The sequence below is a fragment of the Ruania alba genome (assembly GCF_900105765.1).
Classification (GTDB): domain Bacteria; phylum Actinomycetota; class Actinomycetes; order Actinomycetales; family Beutenbergiaceae; genus Ruania; species Ruania alba.
In genome coordinates this window covers 1,710,648-1,728,828 of record NZ_FNTX01000002.1, presented here as the reverse complement: position 1 = coordinate 1,728,828, position 18,181 = coordinate 1,710,648, and the positions used below count along the sequence as shown (strand labels likewise).

General features: G+C 69.6%; 15 protein-coding genes and 1 tRNA gene. 5 read left to right on the top strand and 11 right to left on the bottom strand.

The window, feature by feature from the left end; genetic code table 11:
- Positions 1 to 19: 19 nt before the first annotated feature.
- From BLU77_RS18110 to BLU77_RS22240, 3 genes are all read right to left on the bottom strand, one after another.
- Positions 20 to 1,180, bottom strand: a complete 1,161-nt coding sequence (locus tag BLU77_RS18110; RefSeq protein WP_089774424.1) for an HTTM domain-containing protein — start codon at positions 1,178 to 1,180, stop codon at positions 20 to 22.
- A complete protein-coding gene (locus BLU77_RS18105; RefSeq protein WP_089775993.1) occupies positions 1,177 to 1,917 on the bottom strand; it encodes a DUF5819 family protein in 741 nt (246 codons plus the stop codon). Before BLU77_RS18105 ends, BLU77_RS18110 begins: the two co-directional genes overlap by 4 nt.
- Before the next feature lie 216 nt (positions 1,918 to 2,133).
- A complete protein-coding gene (locus BLU77_RS22240) occupies positions 2,134 to 5,304 on the bottom strand; it encodes a choice-of-anchor G family protein (protein ID WP_175477205.1) in 3,171 nt (1,056 codons plus the stop codon).
- Positions 5,305 to 5,511: 207 nt separating this feature from the next.
- On the opposite strand from BLU77_RS22240, the gene BLU77_RS18090 reads away from it, so the two are divergent.
- Entirely contained in the window at positions 5,512 to 6,846 is a 1,335-nt protein-coding gene (locus BLU77_RS18090; protein WP_089774422.1) for a glycoside hydrolase family 15 protein, read from the top strand.
- A 36-nt stretch (positions 6,847 to 6,882) separates the two neighbouring features.
- On the opposite strand, the gene BLU77_RS18085 is transcribed toward BLU77_RS18090, so the two are convergent.
- Both BLU77_RS18085 and BLU77_RS18080 read right to left on the bottom strand, forming a co-directional pair.
- The gene (locus BLU77_RS18085; RefSeq protein ID WP_089774420.1) at positions 6,883 to 7,530 is read right to left on the bottom strand and encodes a LytR C-terminal domain-containing protein; all 648 of its coding nucleotides are present in this window, start codon (positions 7,528 to 7,530) and stop codon (positions 6,883 to 6,885) included.
- Positions 7,531 to 7,559: 29 nt separating this feature from the next.
- Positions 7,560 to 7,859 (bottom strand): DUF3263 domain-containing protein, encoded by a 300-nt coding sequence (locus tag BLU77_RS18080; RefSeq protein ID WP_089774419.1) that lies wholly within the window; start codon positions 7,857 to 7,859, stop codon positions 7,560 to 7,562.
- Between the two features lie 148 nt (positions 7,860 to 8,007).
- On the opposite strand from BLU77_RS18080, the gene BLU77_RS18075 reads away from it, so the two are divergent.
- The 4 genes from BLU77_RS18075 to BLU77_RS18060 all read left to right on the top strand — a co-directional run bounded on the left by BLU77_RS18075 (position 8,008) and on the right by BLU77_RS18060 (position 11,805).
- On the top strand, positions 8,008 to 8,700 hold the full coding sequence (locus BLU77_RS18075) for a uracil-DNA glycosylase (RefSeq protein WP_217632501.1): 693 nt from the start codon (positions 8,008 to 8,010) through the stop codon (positions 8,698 to 8,700).
- Between the two features lie 47 nt (positions 8,701 to 8,747).
- Entirely contained in the window at positions 8,748 to 9,581 is an 834-nt protein-coding gene (locus tag BLU77_RS18070; protein WP_089774417.1) for an SGNH/GDSL hydrolase family protein, read from the top strand.
- Complete coding sequence (locus BLU77_RS18065; protein WP_089774415.1) at positions 9,574 to 9,804, top strand: hypothetical protein; 231 nt, start codon at positions 9,574 to 9,576, stop codon at positions 9,802 to 9,804. Before BLU77_RS18070 ends, BLU77_RS18065 begins: the two co-directional genes overlap by 8 nt.
- Positions 9,805 to 9,897: 93 nt before the next feature.
- A complete protein-coding gene (locus tag BLU77_RS18060; RefSeq protein ID WP_089774413.1) occupies positions 9,898 to 11,805 on the top strand; it encodes an acyl-CoA dehydrogenase family protein in 1,908 nt (635 codons plus the stop codon).
- Between the two features lie 17 nt (positions 11,806 to 11,822).
- Here the strand turns inward: BLU77_RS18060 and BLU77_RS18055 are convergent, their stop codons facing one another.
- From BLU77_RS18055 to BLU77_RS18030, 6 genes are all read right to left on the bottom strand, one after another.
- The gene (locus BLU77_RS18055; protein ID WP_089774411.1) at positions 11,823 to 13,823 is read right to left on the bottom strand and encodes a S9 family peptidase; all 2,001 of its coding nucleotides are present in this window, start codon (positions 13,821 to 13,823) and stop codon (positions 11,823 to 11,825) included.
- Between the two features lie 47 nt (positions 13,824 to 13,870).
- Positions 13,871 to 14,722 carry a bifunctional hydroxymethylpyrimidine kinase/phosphomethylpyrimidine kinase gene (gene thiD / locus BLU77_RS18050; protein ID WP_089774409.1) on the bottom strand — a complete coding sequence of 284 codons (852 nt, stop codon included), beginning with the start codon at positions 14,720 to 14,722 and terminating at the stop codon, positions 13,871 to 13,873.
- A 49-nt stretch (positions 14,723 to 14,771) separates the two neighbouring features.
- Positions 14,772 to 14,847, bottom strand: a tRNA-Thr gene (locus tag BLU77_RS18045).
- 81 nt (positions 14,848 to 14,928) lie between these two features.
- Entirely contained in the window at positions 14,929 to 15,714 is a 786-nt protein-coding gene (locus tag BLU77_RS18040; RefSeq protein ID WP_089774407.1) for a DsbA family protein, read from the bottom strand.
- A gap of 64 nt (positions 15,715 to 15,778) precedes the next feature.
- Entirely contained in the window at positions 15,779 to 16,300 is a 522-nt protein-coding gene (locus BLU77_RS18035; protein ID WP_089774405.1) for a hypothetical protein, read from the bottom strand.
- Between the two features lie 61 nt (positions 16,301 to 16,361).
- Positions 16,362 to 18,155 (bottom strand): serine/threonine-protein kinase, encoded by a 1,794-nt coding sequence (locus tag BLU77_RS18030; RefSeq protein ID WP_089774403.1) that lies wholly within the window; start codon positions 18,153 to 18,155, stop codon positions 16,362 to 16,364.
- Between the last annotated feature and the right edge of the window lie 26 nt (positions 18,156 to 18,181).

Genomic DNA, 18,181 nt, shown 5'->3' with positions numbered 1-18,181 from the left:
CTTCTCACCCGGTACCCGGTCAGCCGGAGGCCGAGATGTGCTCGGCAGCAGGCGCGCGATCGGAGGGGCGTTCTCGGTCCGGTCTCCGCTTCCTGGGTGAGCCCTCCACGTCCGCGCGCGCGTTCCGCCAGGCGCCACCGATCCGGTCGGAGATGTACCGCCAGGTGACGTCGCGAATGAAGATCGCGTCGATGGCGATCATCGCCAGGGAGAACCACGGCAGCCCCATCAGCACGGCGATCCCCACGTGGAAGGAGGTGATCCCAAACAATCCGATCACCCGGGTGGGGCGCCACAGCAGCATCATCGGGAAGCACATCTGCAGGATGATCGAGCTCCACGAGATGATCGTGACGACCGGCGCCCAGGCGGTGAGCACATCGGTCAGCTCCGGCCAGGATCCGAAACGCACCGTCTGCAGCGGGTTGTAGATGGCGTACCCGTGCTGCCACGGCGCACCACCGGCCTTGAACAGGGCACCGGAGGCATACACGAAGCACACGTGCGCCGTGACAGCGACCAGAACCAGGTTGTGGGACAGGTTCGTCAACCACGCGGGCACCCACGGCTCACCGTTCCACACTCGCCGCAACCAGGGACCGGTCTCCTTCTCGACGTCAGCACGCCGACGGGCATCCAGGGACCATCTCCCGGCGGTGTCGGCGAACAGCAACGCCAGCACGGTGATGCGGAACATGTTGTCACCCTGGTCGCCCAGTGTGTCGTTCATCTCGATGAACGACGTCCACGCCACGAAAAAGATCGGCAGCACAATCTTCATCCGCCAGCCCAAGATGACCAGGATGGCAAGCCATGCAAGGGCGAGGTAGAGGATGGTGAAGGACCAGTCGTTCAGCGCCACCCGATGGAAGATGCTGAACAGGGGGATCTGAGGAAAATCGCTCAGAGGTTGGGCTGCCTCGCCGTTCCACACCGAGCCACTACCGAAGGCGTAGTAACGGGTCCGCCAGTTGGAAATCAGCAGGCCGAGTGCCGTCAGCCCGAGCAGTATCCGCGTCACGGCAAGTCCGTACCTGGCGTGCTTGGCGCCGACGAGCCAGTTCTCGGTCCACGCCAGCGTACGGTTCACCAAGGACGAGACTGCGCCGTAGAGATCTGCGAGAAGAGCCCCCGCGGCGCGGGTGCTGGTACGGGCGAGGGTGCGGGCGCGCGAACTCATCGGGTCGACTCCTCGACCGCCGGGCGAAAGATCTCCGCGAACCGTTCCCGCGATTGGCCCGGGTACTCGATGAGACCACGCCAACCGGTGACATACGGCTGGACAGCGGGGCGTTCGGCGTCGGGATCGTTGCGCTGCCCGTACGGCACCACGTTCTGGCGGCTGATGACGAACTGCACCAACACGACGTCCTCGCCCCACATCGCGTAAGCCGCCTGCGTGGCGTACGCGTTGGCGAGCTCCTCGGCTTGCAGGTACTCGGCAACCGCGCCGGCATTGCCATGCGAGCGGAGAGCCGACTCCAGACGCTGACGCCAGTCGTCGCCGCTGTAGTAGCCGAGCGCCGCGATCTCCTCCTGCTCATCGTTGAGGTCGAGATAGGCCCCCCGGAACGTACCGGCGACTTGGTTGGCACTGATCGCTGCACGGGGCGGAAAGAGGTTGTGAGTGATCATGTCGAGCTCGGCTGCTGTCGCGTCGACCCATTCGGTCTCGATCTCCTCACCGTCCCGGTTGAGGGTGGCACGGACCTGAAGGCGGTAGTCACCGTTGATCGGCTCTGGGGCGAAGACACTCCAACTCTGCCCGTGCATCGGGATCATATAGTCACGCAACAACTCACCCGGGACCACCTGCCGGAGTCCAGAGGCAGGTGCAATCCAGAGGAATGTGGCGAACACGTGCCACGCGGTGAACAGGACAGCCACGACAACGATGACCCGCTTGAGGGGCGTCATCGCTGTGCGCGACCGATCGGATGTGTGCTCGACAACCGCATCGTCCGACGACTTCTCGCCGGCCGATGTTTCTGCTGTATCGATGTCCTTGCTCGTCATTGTCGCTTTCCCGCCAGGGCGATGATGCCAGGAGACATGAACGATCGAGGTTCGGTCCCGGGGTAAGGAAGATACCCCGGGACCGAACCTCGATCAGTGCTCATCCGCTCTCGCAGATCAGCTCATTGTGCTCCGCTTCCGGCCGGAGAGCAGGATCCCTGCACCCAGGCACATGAGCGCTGCGGCGATGAGGCCGAACATCTCATCGAACTCCGCACCGGTGTCCGGCAACGAACCGCCACCGGAGGTCACCTCAGTCACCACGAAGTCGGTGTCGAGGTTCTCAGCGGGGATCTCCCCAGACTCAGCACCCGTCATCTCGACGAAGTGGTCGCCGAGCTCGAACTCCGCGTCGATCGGGAATGCGACCGTCACGTTGCCGGACTCGTCAGCGACCGCAGCGATGTCGAACGGGGTGGAGTTCACGGTGACCGTGACCTCTTCGCCCGGCTCGAACCCGAAGCCGTAGGCCTCCTGCTCGATACCCGTGTCACGGACGATGCTCTGGTAGCGCACCGTGGCCCTGAGTTCACCAGCATCAGCGTCGGAGTCAGCGTCCGAACTCGCGTTCGCCGAAGCCGCCGCCGAGGCGTCGGTCGACGCATCCGCGTTAGCCGCCACCTCAGCCGCCGCAGCGGACTCCGACGTGGCGTCGGTGTCAGCGTTGGCCGACATCTCTGCGGATGTGTCCGCAGCGGTGTCGGGGTCGGCGTCCGAGTTGGCCGCCGCCTGAGCCGCCGCTGCAGCTGCAGCATCCGGATCCGTGGTGGCATCCGCCGAGGCGTCCTGTGAGGCGTCCTCGTCAGCAGCTGCCTGCGCCGCCGCCGCCGCGCTCACGTCGGACTCAGCCGATGCGCTCGAGTCGGTGTCGGTGTAGGCCGCAGCCTCAGCAGCCGCTTCAGCCGCCGCGTTGTTGTCGTCGTCAGCGTTCGTTGACGCCGACGCCGATGCAGAGGCGTTGGTGTTCGTGTCCGCAGTCGTTTCGGAGTCCGGGTCCGTCGAGGAGTCCGGGTCCGTCGAGGAGTCCGGGTCCGTCGAGGAGTCCGGGTCCGTCGAGGAGTCCGGGTCCGTCGAGGAGTCCGGGTCAGTCGAGGAGTCCGGGTCCGTCGAGGAGTCCGGGTCAGTCGAGGAGTCCGGGTCCGTCGAGGAGTCCGGGTCCGTCGAGGAGTCCGGGTCCGTCGAGGAGTCCGGGTCCGTCGAGGAGTCCGGGTCCGTCGAGGAGTCCGGGTCCGTCGAGGAGTCCGGGTCCGTCGAGGAGTCCGGGTCCGTCGAGGAGTCCGGGTCCGTCGAGGAGTCCGGGTCCGTCGAGGAGTCCGGGTCCGTCGAGGAGTCCGGGTCCGTCGAGCTGTCCGGGTCAGTCGAGGAGTCCGGGTCCGTCGAGGAGTCCGGGTCCGTCGAGCTGTCCGGGTCCGTCGAGCTGTCCGGGTCCGTCGAGGAGTCCGGGTCCGTCGAGGAGTCCGGGTCCGTCGAGCTGTCCGGGTCCGTCGAGCTGTCCGGGTCCGTCGAGGAGTCCGGGTCCGTCGAGCTGTCCGGGTCCGTCGAGCTGTCCGGGTCCGTCGAGCTGTCCGGGTCCGTCGAGCTGTCCGGGTCCGTCGAGCTGTCCGGGTCCGTCGAGCTGTCCGGGTCCGTGGACGCGTCCACGTCCGTGTCGGGGTCCGAGCCTGCTTCAGTGTCGAGACGCACCGTGGCCGACGGGATGCTCACCTGAGCTGCCGTGGTGGTTGGCAGCAGAGTGAGCTGCAGCGCGCGCTGCGTGAAGGAATCGTCATCGAAGCCGTCCGGGTGAACGAAGTCACCCGGCTGCTCCTGCACGTTGGCGGTCAGCGAGACGAGGTTCTCCGTGATCAACTGAGCCAGCGGCGAGAGCGCCGTGTTCAGAGCCTCCACTGCTGGGCGGAAGATCGTGTCCAGCGTTCCCTCGTCGGTGATCGCCTCACTGATCGGGGTGACCAGAGCCGGCAGGATCGTGTCGGTGACAGCCTGCAGGATCGGCTCGACGATCGTTCCCACGGGGAGACCGGCGACGGTTGTGCCGGAGGTGTCGACGGTGGGCGGCACGGAGCCTTCCACGCCCGCGAAGTCGCCCAGCGTGCCAGACAGCTGGACGTCGACGGTACCGACCGACACTCCCAGCAGGGCGATGTCACCGGTGATAGCGATGTTCACGTCCGCCGCGTGCAACGCATCGGTGATCGCGTTGACGACGAGCGCGGGGATCTGGTCCAGCGTGGAACCAATCGCACCATCGAGCGCAGCCTGGATCACGTCCGGACCCAGGACCTCGGTGTTCACCGGGAGACCGTTCAGCGTGCCGTCGTAGTCGCCACCCTGAGTGTCCGCCACCAGGCGAGCCAGGTCGACGCTCACCTCGCCGGTGCTCAGGTCGATGGTGACTGCCGAGTCCGGGCTGGTCAGCGGCTCCTCGAGAACCGCGGTCAGTGCCGCCTGCAGGTCGAGATCGACCGTGGCCGTGACACCCAGCTCGTCGATCGATCCGACGCCCAGCAGCAGTGTGTTGAGCGTGTCGGTCAGGTCGACCAGCAGCGGGTTGAGCGTGGTGTCGATCGCGCCACCCTCACCGACCAGGCCGTTGATCGGGTCAGACACCGTGCCCAGGCTGTCCGACAGCGTGCCGCTGAGCCCGGCAATCGTCGGGCTGCTCAGAATCAGCGTGCCGTCAGCGATCTGGTAGTCACCGACCGGGTTGCCGTCCACATCAGTGGTGGCCGTGGCCGAGAGCGCGCCGAGCTCAACGCGAGCCTGGTCGAGCAGTGTGTCCAGACCGGCCTGCGTCAGCAGTGGCGTGAGGTCGAGGTAGGCGTTGTCGCCGGGACCCGACCCGCCCACGGCGATGGAGCCGTCGGCGTTGATCGCACCTGCCGAAGCGAACGGCACCTCGCCGTCACCGGTGCGGGCGTACTGCGCCAGCGCACCGACCGCAAGTACCCCGTTGTCGCCGAGGAGCTGGACCCCGCTGCCAAGGTCGAGGTTGAGCGAGTTCAGAACCTCGAGCGACAGCGGGTTCTGGACCTCGCCGGGCGCTGTCGGGTCGGCGCTGTAGGCACCGTCCAGTGCAACGATGTCGTTGAGGTTGATCGCCCCACCGCCGGTGAGCAGACGCCCCTCGGCCTCCGACGTGTCTGTCGCCAGCGCTGCTGCCGGCGACAACGTGCCGGAGAGCCCGAGGGCCCCCAGTGCGACCGTCGCAACGGCTGCCGTCGCTCCTGCCAGCGGCCTCTGCCACCGGCGACGCGTCCGTCTGCGCGCCGTATCAATCTGTGATTGCACGTACTCCCCCGAGCCTTGTGTGCTTATGGAGCCCCAGCGCGCGAAGAACTACGGCCGGGACATGGGTGAAAGGGCGGACGAGATGCACGCCGCAGCGCGCACGTCTCCCACGCAGACTCTACGGCCGTTCAACCTTTGAGAGCGCAGAGTCCGTATCACGGATGTATAACGATCGTGGGTCACGTTGCCGTGGCTAGGCTACGAACGATGTCCCAGCGCCCGCTCCTCGCGCTCACGGTGATCGTCGCCATCGGCGCGCTCATCGCTGTCGCTGCTTTGAGCGCGCCCCGCAATCGCGTGGATCACGTGGAGCTCTACCAGGAGGGCATCGGCATCGCACCGGATGGCACCTTGGTGATCGTCCCGGCGGGGGAACCAGTCGACTACCTCGCCGGTACGCGTGTCATCGATCCCGGCCCGGACGCAGCACCGGACACCCGCCGGGCCGCCGCCGAGCGCGCCGAGGAGACCCTCGAATGGCTCGAGTCCGGCAGCGCACCCGTCTCGGGCGGCCCTTATGACGACCTCGCGGACGCCGCGCTCCTCGACCTGCATGCGCTGATCAGCGCGGGCGACGGGCCGATCGCAGGCGCCATGCCACGATGGCGCTACGTGTGGCCCCGCGACACCGCGTTCATCGCCGCTGCCCTGACGGCGACCGGTCACCGCACCGACGCCGTCACCGCTCTGACCTTCCTCCAGGACGTCCAGTCCGAGGACGGCAGCTTCCATGCCCGGTACAGCACCGAGGGGGTGCCTCCGGACGATCGCGGGCTGCAGACCGACGGGACGGCGTGGGCGGTCTGGGCCCTGGAGCGGGTGGCCAACGACGTCGATCGCTCACCGGCGGCACAGTTGGACAGCCAGGCACTGTTGCAGCAGTTCGCTCCGCTGCTGCAGCGATCGACCACCTTCCTGCTCGACCAGGTGTCCGGCCCGGACCACCTGCCCGCGCCGTCGGCGGACTACTGGGAACACGCCGAGGACAGGGTGACACTCGGCACCGCTGCCCCCGTGCTCGCCGGGCTGGAATCAGCATCCCGCCTGTACCGGCTGGCCGGAGACCCGGACCGATCGGAGCAGACTGCCGACGCCGCCACCGCCCTGCGCGGTGCGATCGAGCAGAGTTTCGGTGCCAGCGGGTACGGCCGGTATCCGGGCAGGCACGCACGCGACGCCGCCACCGCCTTTCTGCTCCCTCCTTTCCTCGCCGAGCCGCTGCCTGGCGCAGAAAGTGCATGGCGTGCCTCGATGGCCGGAATGGCTCGCCCCGGCGGCGGCCTGGCACCAGGCACGTCCTGGCCGGAGACCTCCCTCTCGTGGACACCGCAGACCACGCTGTACGCCTGGACGGCGGCCACACTCGGGGACGAGGCGCTCGCCACCGACTACCTCACCTGGGTCGACGGTCACCGGACCGCCTCCGGCGCGATCCCGGAGAAGGTGGGGCCGGACGGTTCGCCCGCCGCTGTCGCGCCGTTGGCCTGGTCGGCCGCCCTGGTCCTGCTCACGCTCACGACGTTGGACGACCACCATCTCTAGCGGCGGCCCCCACCTCCAGGCCGTCGCTGCGCAGCGTCAGTTCACGAAGTCGGGGCGAAGCACGACATAGATGCCGTTCGGGGCGGCAGAGGCGTCCTCGACGACAGTCGAGATGCCGACCTCCTCGCCGATCGCCTCGGCCTCTTCAGCCATCTCCGCGTCGCGGTAGTAGATGGTCGAATCGGTGGGCTGGTTGAAGCCGTAGTCGTCGGCCACCACGTTAGACCAGCCGGCGTCACCGAGGATGCCCGCTGTCTCACCAGCCAGACCGACGACGCCGGCTCCGTTGAGCACCCAGACGTTCAGCCCTTGATCCAGATCGACGGTCTCGCTCGGCTCCTCGGTCAGCTCGTCGGTGGGCTCGGCTGTCTCAGTGGGATCCTCCGTCTCCGTCGGCTCGTCCGAGGGCTCCTCGGTCTGGCCGCCATCGGCGTCCCCCTCGGCGTCCTCGCCGGTGGTCGACTCGCTCACGGTCGGCGAGGCCTCCGGCCCGACGGAGGACTGATCGGAGACCGCCTGCACCACGACGAACGCGAGGATCGGCGCCAGGATGAGCACCACGAGGAAGGGCAACGCCTGCCGCCACCACGGTACCGGCGCGCGGTGCACGCCCTGCGGGACGCGATCGTCGCCGAGTGCGTCGAACTCGTCCTCGTCGTAGGGATACGGATCCTGTGTGCTCACTGCGGCAGGTTAACGTGCCGGCGAGGTGTTCAGAGGTCCGATGCGAGCCGGCGAGCGGATCGCTCCCGCTGCCGCGTGCTGCGCATCCGGCGCAGCCGCTTCACCAGCATCGGCTCGGCAGCCAGGGCGGCGGGCTCGTCGATGAGCGCGTTCAGCACCTGGTAGTACCGGGTGGCCGACATGTCGAACAGGTCTCGGATCGCCGTTTCCTTGGCGCCTGCGTACTTCCACCATTGCCGCTCGAAGGCGAGGATCTCGGCGTCCCGTTCGCTGAGCTCGCCGACCTCGACCGTGTTGCTCGGCGTGGTGAGCGGTTGCGCTGCCGCCATCGGTCCTCCTGGGTACGTGCCTCGAACTGTCGAACTTTCGCTCATCCTAGAGGCAAACGACACGCGTGTCATTCGCCTCCGACGGCGCGTGCTGTGATATCGCCACAGGGCTGCCGACGGCGGACAATCTCGTCCTAGGCTGGGTGGGGTGAACTCGACCTCACCCCCGCAGCGTCCCTTGGCCGACATCATCGACCCTGGCTGGGCCAGGGCTCTGGCCCCGGTGGAACACGAGATCCATGCGATGGGTGACTTCCTCCGTGCGGAGATTGCCGCCGGACGCGGCTACCTGCCCGCCGGGGAGCACGTACTCCGGGCATTCACCCGCCCGCTGAAGCAGGTCCGCGTGCTGATCGTGGGTCAGGACCCCTACCCCACCCCCGGTCACGCGATGGGCCTGTCGTTCTCGGTGCAACCGGACGTACGCCCCATCCCCCGCTCGCTGCAGAACATCTACCGCGAGCTGAGTGAGGATCTCGGTCTGCCCGCACCGAGCACCGGAGACCTGACACCGTGGGCGGACGCCGGGGTGCTGCTGCTCAACCGCAGCCTGACAGTGCAGCCCGGTGAACCCGCGTCGCACCGTGGCAAAGGATGGGAACGCGTGACCGACGCCGCGATCCGTGCGCTGGTCGCACGTGACCAACCGTTGGTGGCGATCTTGTGGGGACGTGATGCGCAGTCGTTGCGCACACTCCTCGGCCAGACGCCGATCATTGCCACCACGCACCCAAGCCCGCTCTCAGCATCACGCGGCTTCTTCGGGTCGCGACCGTTCTCCCGTGCGAACGAACTCCTCACCGAACAAGGCGGCACCCCGATCGACTGGACCCTCCCCTGAGGCAAATCCCGTAGCGCGCCCGCCACCAGACCCGATAAGAAGGACCGGTGAGCACCGCGAGCCCGACACCCCCGTGGCGGCGCTATGTCGCGATCGGTGACAGCATGACCGAGGGGCTGTGGGACGAGGACCCCGATCAGCCCGGTGCGCTGCACGGGTGGGCCGACCGCCTGGCGGCCGCGATCGCCCTGCGCCAGGCCTCCCACGAGTTCGAACCGCTCGAGTACGCCAACCTGGCCGTCCGTGGCCGCCTGCTCGGTCCGATCCTCACCGACCAGCTGCCCCGCGCCCTCGCTGCCGAGCCCGACCTGGTCTCCATCGTGGGTGGCGGGAACGACCTGCTGCGGCCAGGTTCGGACCCGGACCGTCTCGCCGTGGACCTCGACCGCGCAGTCCGGACGGCCCGCAACTGTGGCGCCGACGTTCTCCTCGCCACCGGTACCGACACCCGCAACGCGGGACTGCTGCGACGTATCCGCCCCAAGGTCGCCATCTACAACGCGCACATCTGGTCCATCGCCGCCCGGCACGGCGCGATGGTGCTCGACATCTGGGGGTTGCACCCGCTGCAGGACTGGCGGATGTGGGCCGAGGACCGGATCCACCTGAGCAGCCTCGGGCACGCACGGGTGGCCGACGCCGCCCTGGTGGCACTGGGTATGACGCCGGAGCACGCGAACTGGCAGGTCCCACTGCCGCGCCTGCCGGTGCGCCCGGCCACCGAGCGTCTGCGCTCGGACGCGGAGTGGATGGCCCGGGACGTCTACCCGTGGGCCGCCCGCCGGTTGCGTGGGCGCTCCTCCGGTGACGAACGCCCACCGAAGCGACCCCAGCCTCGCCCGGTGTCCTTCCCCGACCCGGAGGGGCGATTCGATGCCTGACGCGCACGGCTTCGCCTACACCGTCCACGGCACCCAGGTGACCATCACCCATCACGGGCGCTCCGCCGTCGTGCTGCGAGGCGACCGCGCGGCCGAGTTCCTCGCCCGGGTGGAGCGGGAGGACCCGCAGGAACTGATGGCCCGGCTGACCGGCAACTACAAGCGGGGCAATGAACGCACCGCACGCAACCATCCCCGCAATCGAGGGCGACGCGGCCGATGAGCTGAGGCTGCGCCGGCGGACCTCCCCGGCACCGCCCGCTGGCGGGCACGCCCCCGGCCCTCCAGACTGGTGGGAGCATCCGAGGAGGCTCTCATGTCGCAACCGGAGGTCACCGCGCGGGAAGCCCGCCGGGTCGCCGAAGAGGCACGCAGCAGCGAGTTCACCCAGGCCTCGTTCGCGCGCGAACTTTACCTGGGACGGTTCCGCCCGGAGGTGCTCTGGCCGGGTGCACCCGCCCCGACGGCAGATCCCCGGGCGGAGTCGTTTCTGACCGACCTGCGCGACTACCTGGCCGAGCACGTGGACGGGGCGCGGATCGAGGCCGAGGACCGCATCGACGACGACGTCCTGGCCGGCCTCGCCCGGATCGGCGCGTTCGGGATGACGATCCCGCGCGAGTACGGCGGGATGGCGCTCTCGCACGTGGAGTACAACCGCGCCCTGATGCTCGCCGGGAGCGCGAACCCCAGCCTCGGCGCCCTGCTCTCGGCCCACCAGTCGATCGGGGTGCCCGAACCGGTCAAGGTGTTCGGCACCCCGGAGCAGAAAGAGCACTACCTACGCCGCTGTGCCGAAGGGGCGATCTCGGCTTTCCTGCTCACCGAACCGGACGTCGGGTCCGACCCGGCACGGTTGCACGCGAGCGCAGCCCGCACCCCTGACGGCGACTACCTGATCGACGGCGTGAAACTGTGGGCCACCAACGCCGTGCTCGCCGAGGTGTTCGTGGTGATGGCGCGGGTGCCGCCCGGTGAGGACGGCGAGCGGGGCGGGATCACCGCGTTCATCGTGGAGGCCGACACCCCCGGCATCACGATCGAACGCCGCAACGAGTTCATGGGTCTGCGTGGGCTGGAGAACGCGGTCGTGCGGTTCCATCAGGTGCGGGTGCCGGCGCGCAATGTGGTCGGTGCCGAGGGCAAGGGCCTGAAGATCGCGCTCACCACCCTGAACACCGGGCGGCTGTCCATCCCCGCCCTGTGCGTGGCGGGCAGCAAGTGGTCGCTGACCATCGCTCGCCAGTGGGCGCGCGAGCGGGTGCAATGGGGTGCCCCGATCGGCAAGCATGCGGCGATCGCACACCAGGTCGCCTTCATCGCCGCTACCACGTATGCGCAGGAGGCAGTGGTCCAGCTCGCCGCCGAACTGGCCGACTCCGAGAGCGCCGACATCCGGATCGAGGCTGCACTGGCGAAGCTGTGGTGCAGCGAGATGGCCTGGCAGGTGGCCGATGCCATGGTGCAGATCCGCGGGGGCCGGGGGTACGAGACCGCTCGCTCCCTGGCAGCACGCGGGGAACGCGCCGTCCCGGCCGAGCAGCTGCTGCGCGACCTGCGGATCAACCGCATCTTCGAGGGCTCGAGCGAGATCATGCACCTGTTGATCGCCCGCGAGGCGGTGGACGAGCACCTGCGGGTGGCCGGCGCGCTGATCGATCCCGAGGCCGACTCCGCGGCCCGCACCCGGGCAGCGACCGACGCCGCCGTGTTCTACGCCGGCTGGCTGCCTCGGCTGGCGACCGGTGCCGGTGACCTGCCGGGCTCGTTCGCCTCCTACGGGCCGGCCGCCCCCGCACTGCGGTACGTCGAGCGGACCTCCCGCCGGCTCGCCCGGAACACTTTCTACGGCATGGTCCGGTGGCAGGGCGGGCTGGAGAAGCGGCAGGGCTTCCTCGCCCGGGTGGTCGACATCGGGGCCGAGCTGTTCGCCCAGACCGCGGTGCAGGCGCACGCGGCCCGCACCCCGGAGGTTGGCAGCAGGCAGCGGCTCGCCGACGCGTTCTGCCGTCAGTCCAGGGTGCGGGTGGAGCGGCTCTTCCGCGAGCTGTGGCGCAACAGTGACTCCGGAGACGAGGCGCTGGCCGCACAGGTACTCTCCGGCGATTTCACGTGGGCGGAGGAGGGCGTGCTCGACCCCGCGGCGGGCACCGGCCCGTGGATCGCTCCGGTCACGGACGGTCCGTCCACCGCCGAGAACCTGGCCCGGCGCTATCGCCGCTGAGCGATCGTCACGGGCCACTACCCGACCGGCAAGTGCTTGGCCCACCACCGCAGGATGTGCTCGAACCGCGCCACCCGGTGCTGGGGACGGCCGGACCGACTCAGCTCGTGCCCTTCACCGGGGAACAGCAACAGCTCGGCGTCGACGTCCCGCAGCCGCAGCTCGGTGTACCACCGCTGCCCCTGCTCCACCGGGCAACGCCAGTCCTGTTCGGAGTGGATCACCAGGGTCGGGGTCCGTACCTGGTCCACGTGCGCCATCGGACTCTGCGCAGCGATCCGAGCCGGGTCGCCACCCAGGTAAGCGTGCGGGAAGAACCAACCGATGTCCGCCGACCCCACGAAGCTCACCGGATCGAGGAAGCCACGTTCGACGATGGCGGCCACGAACCGCGTCGTCCGGGTGGTCAGCCACGCGGTCATGTACCCCCCGTAAGAGCCGCCCAGCACGCCCACCCGGTCGGCGTCGAGCTGCGGGTGCGCGGCCAGGGCAGCATCCAGGAACGCGAGGATGTCGGCAGCGTCGCGGTCACCAAAGCCCTCGATGATCGCCCGGGCATGCTCCTCGCCGTAGCCGAGCGATCCCCTGGGGTTGCAGAACACGACGGCGTAGCCCGCCTCCGCATAGGTCTGCACCTCGTCGAAGAACGTCGGCGTGTACTGGGCGGCAGGGCCGCCGTGAATCAGCAGCAGCACCGGGTGCGGGCCTCCGCCGTCCGGAGGCATGGCCACCCAGCCGTGCACCGGGTAACGACCGACGCTGGCAGCTTCCAGCTCCACGGGCTCGATCACGCCCGCCTCGGCACGCAGCCGGGCGGAGAGGTCGGTCAGCCGCCGAGGGTCGTGCTCAGCAGGTAACAGCCACACCTCACCCACGGAGTCGGTCCCCGACGCCACGGCGAGCGCCGTGCCGTCGTTGCCGACCACGGTCACTGCGGAGGTGTCCACGGTCCCATCGAGCACCGGGGTGAGCGCCCCTTCCCGCCAGCGCAGCACCGGACTGGTGCCGCGGCGAACGCCCACCAGAAACACCCCGCCAGGTATGGGTTCCAGTACGCCACCGAGGGTCTGCGTGGTGGGATCGGTGAGCCGCTCCAGTCCGCTGACCGCCGTGCCCTCGAGCGCCGCGCGGTACAGCGCCGGGGAGCGCCCGACGAAGTCCATCCGCTCCGGCCCCTGATCACTGAGCAACAGCCAGAGCTCACCGTCACGACCGAACGCGACCGTACCGGGGCTCAGCGCACCCACGTCGAGCACGGTGGGCTCGGACCGTTCGGTGGCCGGGTGCAGCACCAGGTCACCGGCGATCGCGTCCGGGACCGCCCGCACCGTCAGCAGCGCTGCCCCGTCGGGCGTCCACACCGGGCTGCGGTGGTCCACACCCTCGCTGCTCACCTGCGTCACGACAACGCCGGCGGCTCCCAGCTGTGGGGTGTGATCAGCCTCGTCGTCGTTCTTGGAGGAACCTGCTGGTGGGTCGTCCTGAGGGTCGAGCAGCGCAGGAAGGTCGGCCACGAACACGTGCTGCGGTCGGTCCAGGTGGTATCCGGCTCCGTCCACACGGTAGGTGAGCCGCGTGATGTGGCGCGGGGCCTCGGCATCTGCACCGACGCCGTCGGCGGTCCCGTACCGGCCGTGCTCGGGCACGCGCGCCGTGTACGCGAGGCGGGTCGAGTCCGGGGAGAACACGGGCCGGCCGGACACCCCGCTCGGGTGGGCGGTCAGCACACGGGACTCTCCGCCGTCGGCGGGCATCAGCGCAAGTTGTGGCTTCTCCCCCGTGGCGGCTCGGACGAAGGCCAACCACTTCCCGTCCGGGGAGAACACGGGTTCGGTATCGCCTGGTCCATGGGTGAACGGGCGCAGCTCGCCACTGTCCAGATCGAGGCGCCACAGCGACGAGCGGTAGGCGTCGGCCTCGGTGTCGGGGCGGGTGATGGCGACCACGGCCCAGGCGCCGCTGGGGTGTGCGGCGGGGGTACCGGGGTGGCGGAACAGGTGCAGGTGCTCGGGTCGCATGGATGCGAGCCTAAGCGGATCCGGCAGGTGGCAGGGCGGCTTTGCCGCTAGGAAGTGCGCACCTGCACGAGACCGGCCGCCAGGTTCTCGGCCCCGGTGAGTCGGACGGCGTCGAACGGGGCGTGGGAGCCGAGGCGGTCCAGGATGCCCTGGGTCACCACCTGCTTCGCCACGCGCACCGCATCGGTGATCTCGGCTCCCTTGGCGAGCTCGGCCGTCACGGCCGCGGCGAAGGTGCATCCGGCACCGCTGACCCGCTCCTGCCCGATCTTCGGGGTACTCACCACAGTGGTGCGCTCACCGTCGTAGAGCACGTCGACGGCGTCCGGTCCGTCCAGCTCCACGCCACCCTTGGCGATGACGTACCGCGGGCCGAGGGCGTGGATCCGCTGGGAGGCCTCGACGAGGTCGTCCACCGAGTCGATCCGCTCCATCCCAGCCAGGGTGCGGGCCTCGAAGACGTTCGGGGTCACCACGGTGGCCAGCGGCAGGATCCGTTCGGTGAGCGCGGTGTCGGTGTCCAGTGCGGCACCAGGCTCCTGGCCCTTGCAGATCAGCACCGGGTCGAGGACCACGTGCCGCCAGGGGTGCTGGGCGAGGGAGTCAGCCACCGTGTCGATCGTGGCCGGGGTGCCGAGCATCCCGATCTTGACCACGTCGGGAGCATGGCAGGCCACGGCGGCCTCGATCTGGTCGGCGATCACCTGCGGATCGACGGGGATGAACCGGTGCCCCCAGTCATTCGCCGGGTCGAAGGAGACGATGCAGGTCAGGGTGCCGAAGCCGTAGGCACCGAGTGCCTGGAACGTCTTCAGGTCCGCCTGGATACCGGCGCCGCCGGTCGCCTCAGAACCGGCGATCACGTAGGCGAGTGCGGGCGGTGCGGGTGTCTCGGTCACCCCTCTACGGTACGTGGCGTGGCGTCGTCGTCGACACTCAGCGCCCGCGTGGAGCCACCTGTCGGACTCGAACCGACGACCGTCCGCTTACAAGGCGGGTGCTCTACCAACTGAGCTAAGGTGGCGCGCCCGGAAGATCCAGGCGAGTCGAGTGTGCCAGATTCGGCAGGCCGGGAACGACTCCGCTCCCGGCCCGCCGACCGGACTCAACGGCTCTGGATCTCCTCCAGGAGTGCGCCCGGGGTGGTCCACTGGCCGGCCGGGTCATTCTCGTCCGTCCCCCACACCTCACCGTCGATGACGATCGTGGGCGTCCCCGTGTAGCCGTCGCGGGAGGCCTGATCGGACGCGAGCTCGATCCACTCGTGGTAGGTGCCCTCGGCGAAGGTGTCGGCGACCTCCTGCGGCACGCCGGCCTCGACCGCGACCTGCGCGATCTGCTCGTCGGTGAACTCGGTGCTGGACTGGTTCTCGAACATCAGCGTCATGAAGTCCATCGCAGCCTCCGGCGCCTCGGTGGCCACGACGGCGAAGGCGTTCGCCGTCCGCGTGGAGTTCATCGCTGCGTTGTCCAGGAAGTCGACCGGGTGGTAGACAGCCGTGGCATCCCCGTCGGCAACAGCCTGAATGACGTCCTCGCCGTTGACTTCCTCGAAACTCGCGCAGTGCGGGCACTGGAAGTCGACGTAGATGTCTACGGTCGGGGCTCCCTCGTTGGGCGAGCCGACGCCGTCCGCCCCGAAGGTGATACCGCCGTGCAGGTCCGAGCCGGCCGGGCTCTCACCCTCGTAGTCCGACAGCAGCGTGCGGCCCGCGGACTGGTAGATCATCACACCGGCGACGGCGATCAGCGCCACGACGGCGACGACCACCACGATGAGGATGCCGCGGTTGCGCTTGTCCTGTTTGGCTTGGATCTTGCGGAGACGCTCGGCCTCCAGGCGCGCCGCCTCGCGGCGCTCGGTCTTGGTCATCTTGTTGGAGGAAGGCATGGAAGTGGGGTCCTTGTCCGGCCGCTTCCAGCGGCCTGCGGATCGGGTGAGGGGGTTCAGATGCTCAGGCGAGCACCGGCGGACCCCGGCGCCAGACCGGTGGCAGGAGGGTGGGAATCTGGGTCGCCGTCGCCACCCAGGGGCGCAACGGCGGTCGAGGGGTGGCCGCGGCGGCTCGGCGGGCGCGCGGCAGCCGGGCTGCGAGCGAGAGCAGCGCCCGCTGGACGGCGCGGGCGGCTCGGGTGAGCCAGTACACGAGGCCGGAGGCTGCGAGGTGGGCGGTCACGGCAGCGGCGAGCAGCGTGCCGAACCCGGCCACGACGGCGGCCGTGTGCGGGCCGTAGCCGAGCGTGCCGGTGGGGCACTCGGCCACCGAGCGCATCTGGGCCAGGTTCGCCGCGAGGAAGCCCATCATGCCGTCTGCCCGGACGCACTCGGCGGGCAGCAACACCCGCCCGAGCACCACCGAGAGCACCGACCACCCGGTCAGCAGCGACACCAGGGCGACCGGTGAGAAGGCACCTGGGCCGCGGACAGACCTCACCGCGCGCTGGAGAGCGCGCGCAGGGGTGAACGTGCCGGGCATGGCAGCAAGGATACGCGGCTCAGCACTCGCCCCTCTGACGCGTCGCCCAGCGGTGCGGCGATCAGAAGAAGTCGACCGGCGGCTCGGGAAACGGCCACCACTCGACAACCGATCCGCCCAATGCCAGGATCGCGAGCGCCGTCACCCCCACCCCGCAGGCCAGCAGCACCCACACGGCGGCCGCCGCTCCCGGGGGCGCGATCCGGCGCAGCACCGAGCGTTCTCCTTCACGCGCACTTCCGCTGGACGGGGTCCACCACAGCAGCAGCAGTGACACCGCGACAGTGCCGGGCACCAGGTAGGTCATGGGGATCGCCTGGGCGCCGAGCACCCACACGATCACCGCTCCCGCGGCGGCCACGATCACTCCTGGCAACGTCAGCAGGATGCCGAGCACCAGGTGCAGCGGATAGGAGACGGTTGCCATGGGCAGGTCCCAGCGTCCCTTGCCGCGTCGCATCCGACGCTGGCGCAACGCCCGGCCGCCGGACCCCACGGACCCGAACAGGATGAGCAGCGCCACCGCCGCAAGGATCACGAGTGAGGGATAGAGCCCGCCGACGAGCGCGAGCGCCGCGAACCACGCGAACGTCAGCCAGCCACGTACCGGTGCCGGCACCGCCCAGCTGGGCCAGGGCTGCACCCCAGCATCGGGTCCCGCGCCGGCGGGCACAGGCGGCGCTCCGCCCGGCCCGACCATCTCGGCCGGCGTCGGGGGCGGGGACGTCTCGGACACCGGTGACGGCGGTGTCGCGTCCCAGCCGTGCGCCGTCGGGGGGTACTGCTCTCGCAGCTCCTGCGGCATCACGGAGGTGTGCGAAGCCTGCGCATCACCGACGGGAGCACCTGGGCTCCCGGGCGGGATCGTCGGGGGCAACGGGCCGACGGGCTCCGCGAACCCCTCATCCGCGCGGTCCTGCCACGACTCATCCACCACGTCCGTGGCATCGCCAGCGGGCAGCCGGTCGGTCGCCGGTGCGCTCCCGTCCGCCGCGCCGACGCCCGCAGACGCCGCCTCGGACTCGCTCAGCAATGACGTCACCTCGCGGCCGGCGGCATGATCGGTGAGCGCCTGCCGTACCGAGGCGGGCTTCATCCGCCGTTCCGGATCGGGGTGCAGCGCACGCCGCAGCACCTGCGCCACCCGCGGGGACAGACCGTCGGTATCCACCCGGCCCGACTCCACCCGCAGCAGCACTCCCTGTCCGCGTCCGAACGGTCCGCGCCCGGTGGCCGCGAACACCAGTACCGCGGCCCACCCCCACCAGTCCCCGACATGACCGGGGTCGGCGCCGCGCATCACTTCCGGGTCCACGTACCCGGGCGTCCCGGTCACCAGACCGGTCCGGGTGAGCCGCGGGTCGTCAGCCAGCTGGGAGATGCCGAAGTCGATCACCACGGGCCCATCGTCGGTGAGCATCACGTTGCCGGGTTTGAGGTCCCGGTGCACCACCCCGACGGCGTGGATCGCCTCCAGCGCGGTCGCCAGCCCGTCCGCGAGCTCGGCGAGCTCCTCGGCGTCCAACGGTCCGTGCTCGCGCACGGAGTCCTCCAGGGACTGCCCGTCGATCAGCTCGGTCACAATGAAGGCCTCGGCGGAGTCGGCCTCGGCGTCCAGCACCCGCGCCACGTGCTCACCCCGCACCCGGTGCAGGGTGGCCACCTCACGGCGCAGCCGCTCGCGGGCGGCATCGTCCGCGCTGAACGCCGGGTGCAGCAGCTTCACGGCGACGCGGTGGTCCTCGGCGTCGACCGCCTCGTAGACGGTGCCCATACCGCCGGAGCCGAGCACGTGGAGCAGGCGGTATCCGCCGACCTCACGCATCGGCCTCTCGGGCACCGACTGCTCGACCATAGGCCGAACTTACGCCACATACGCCT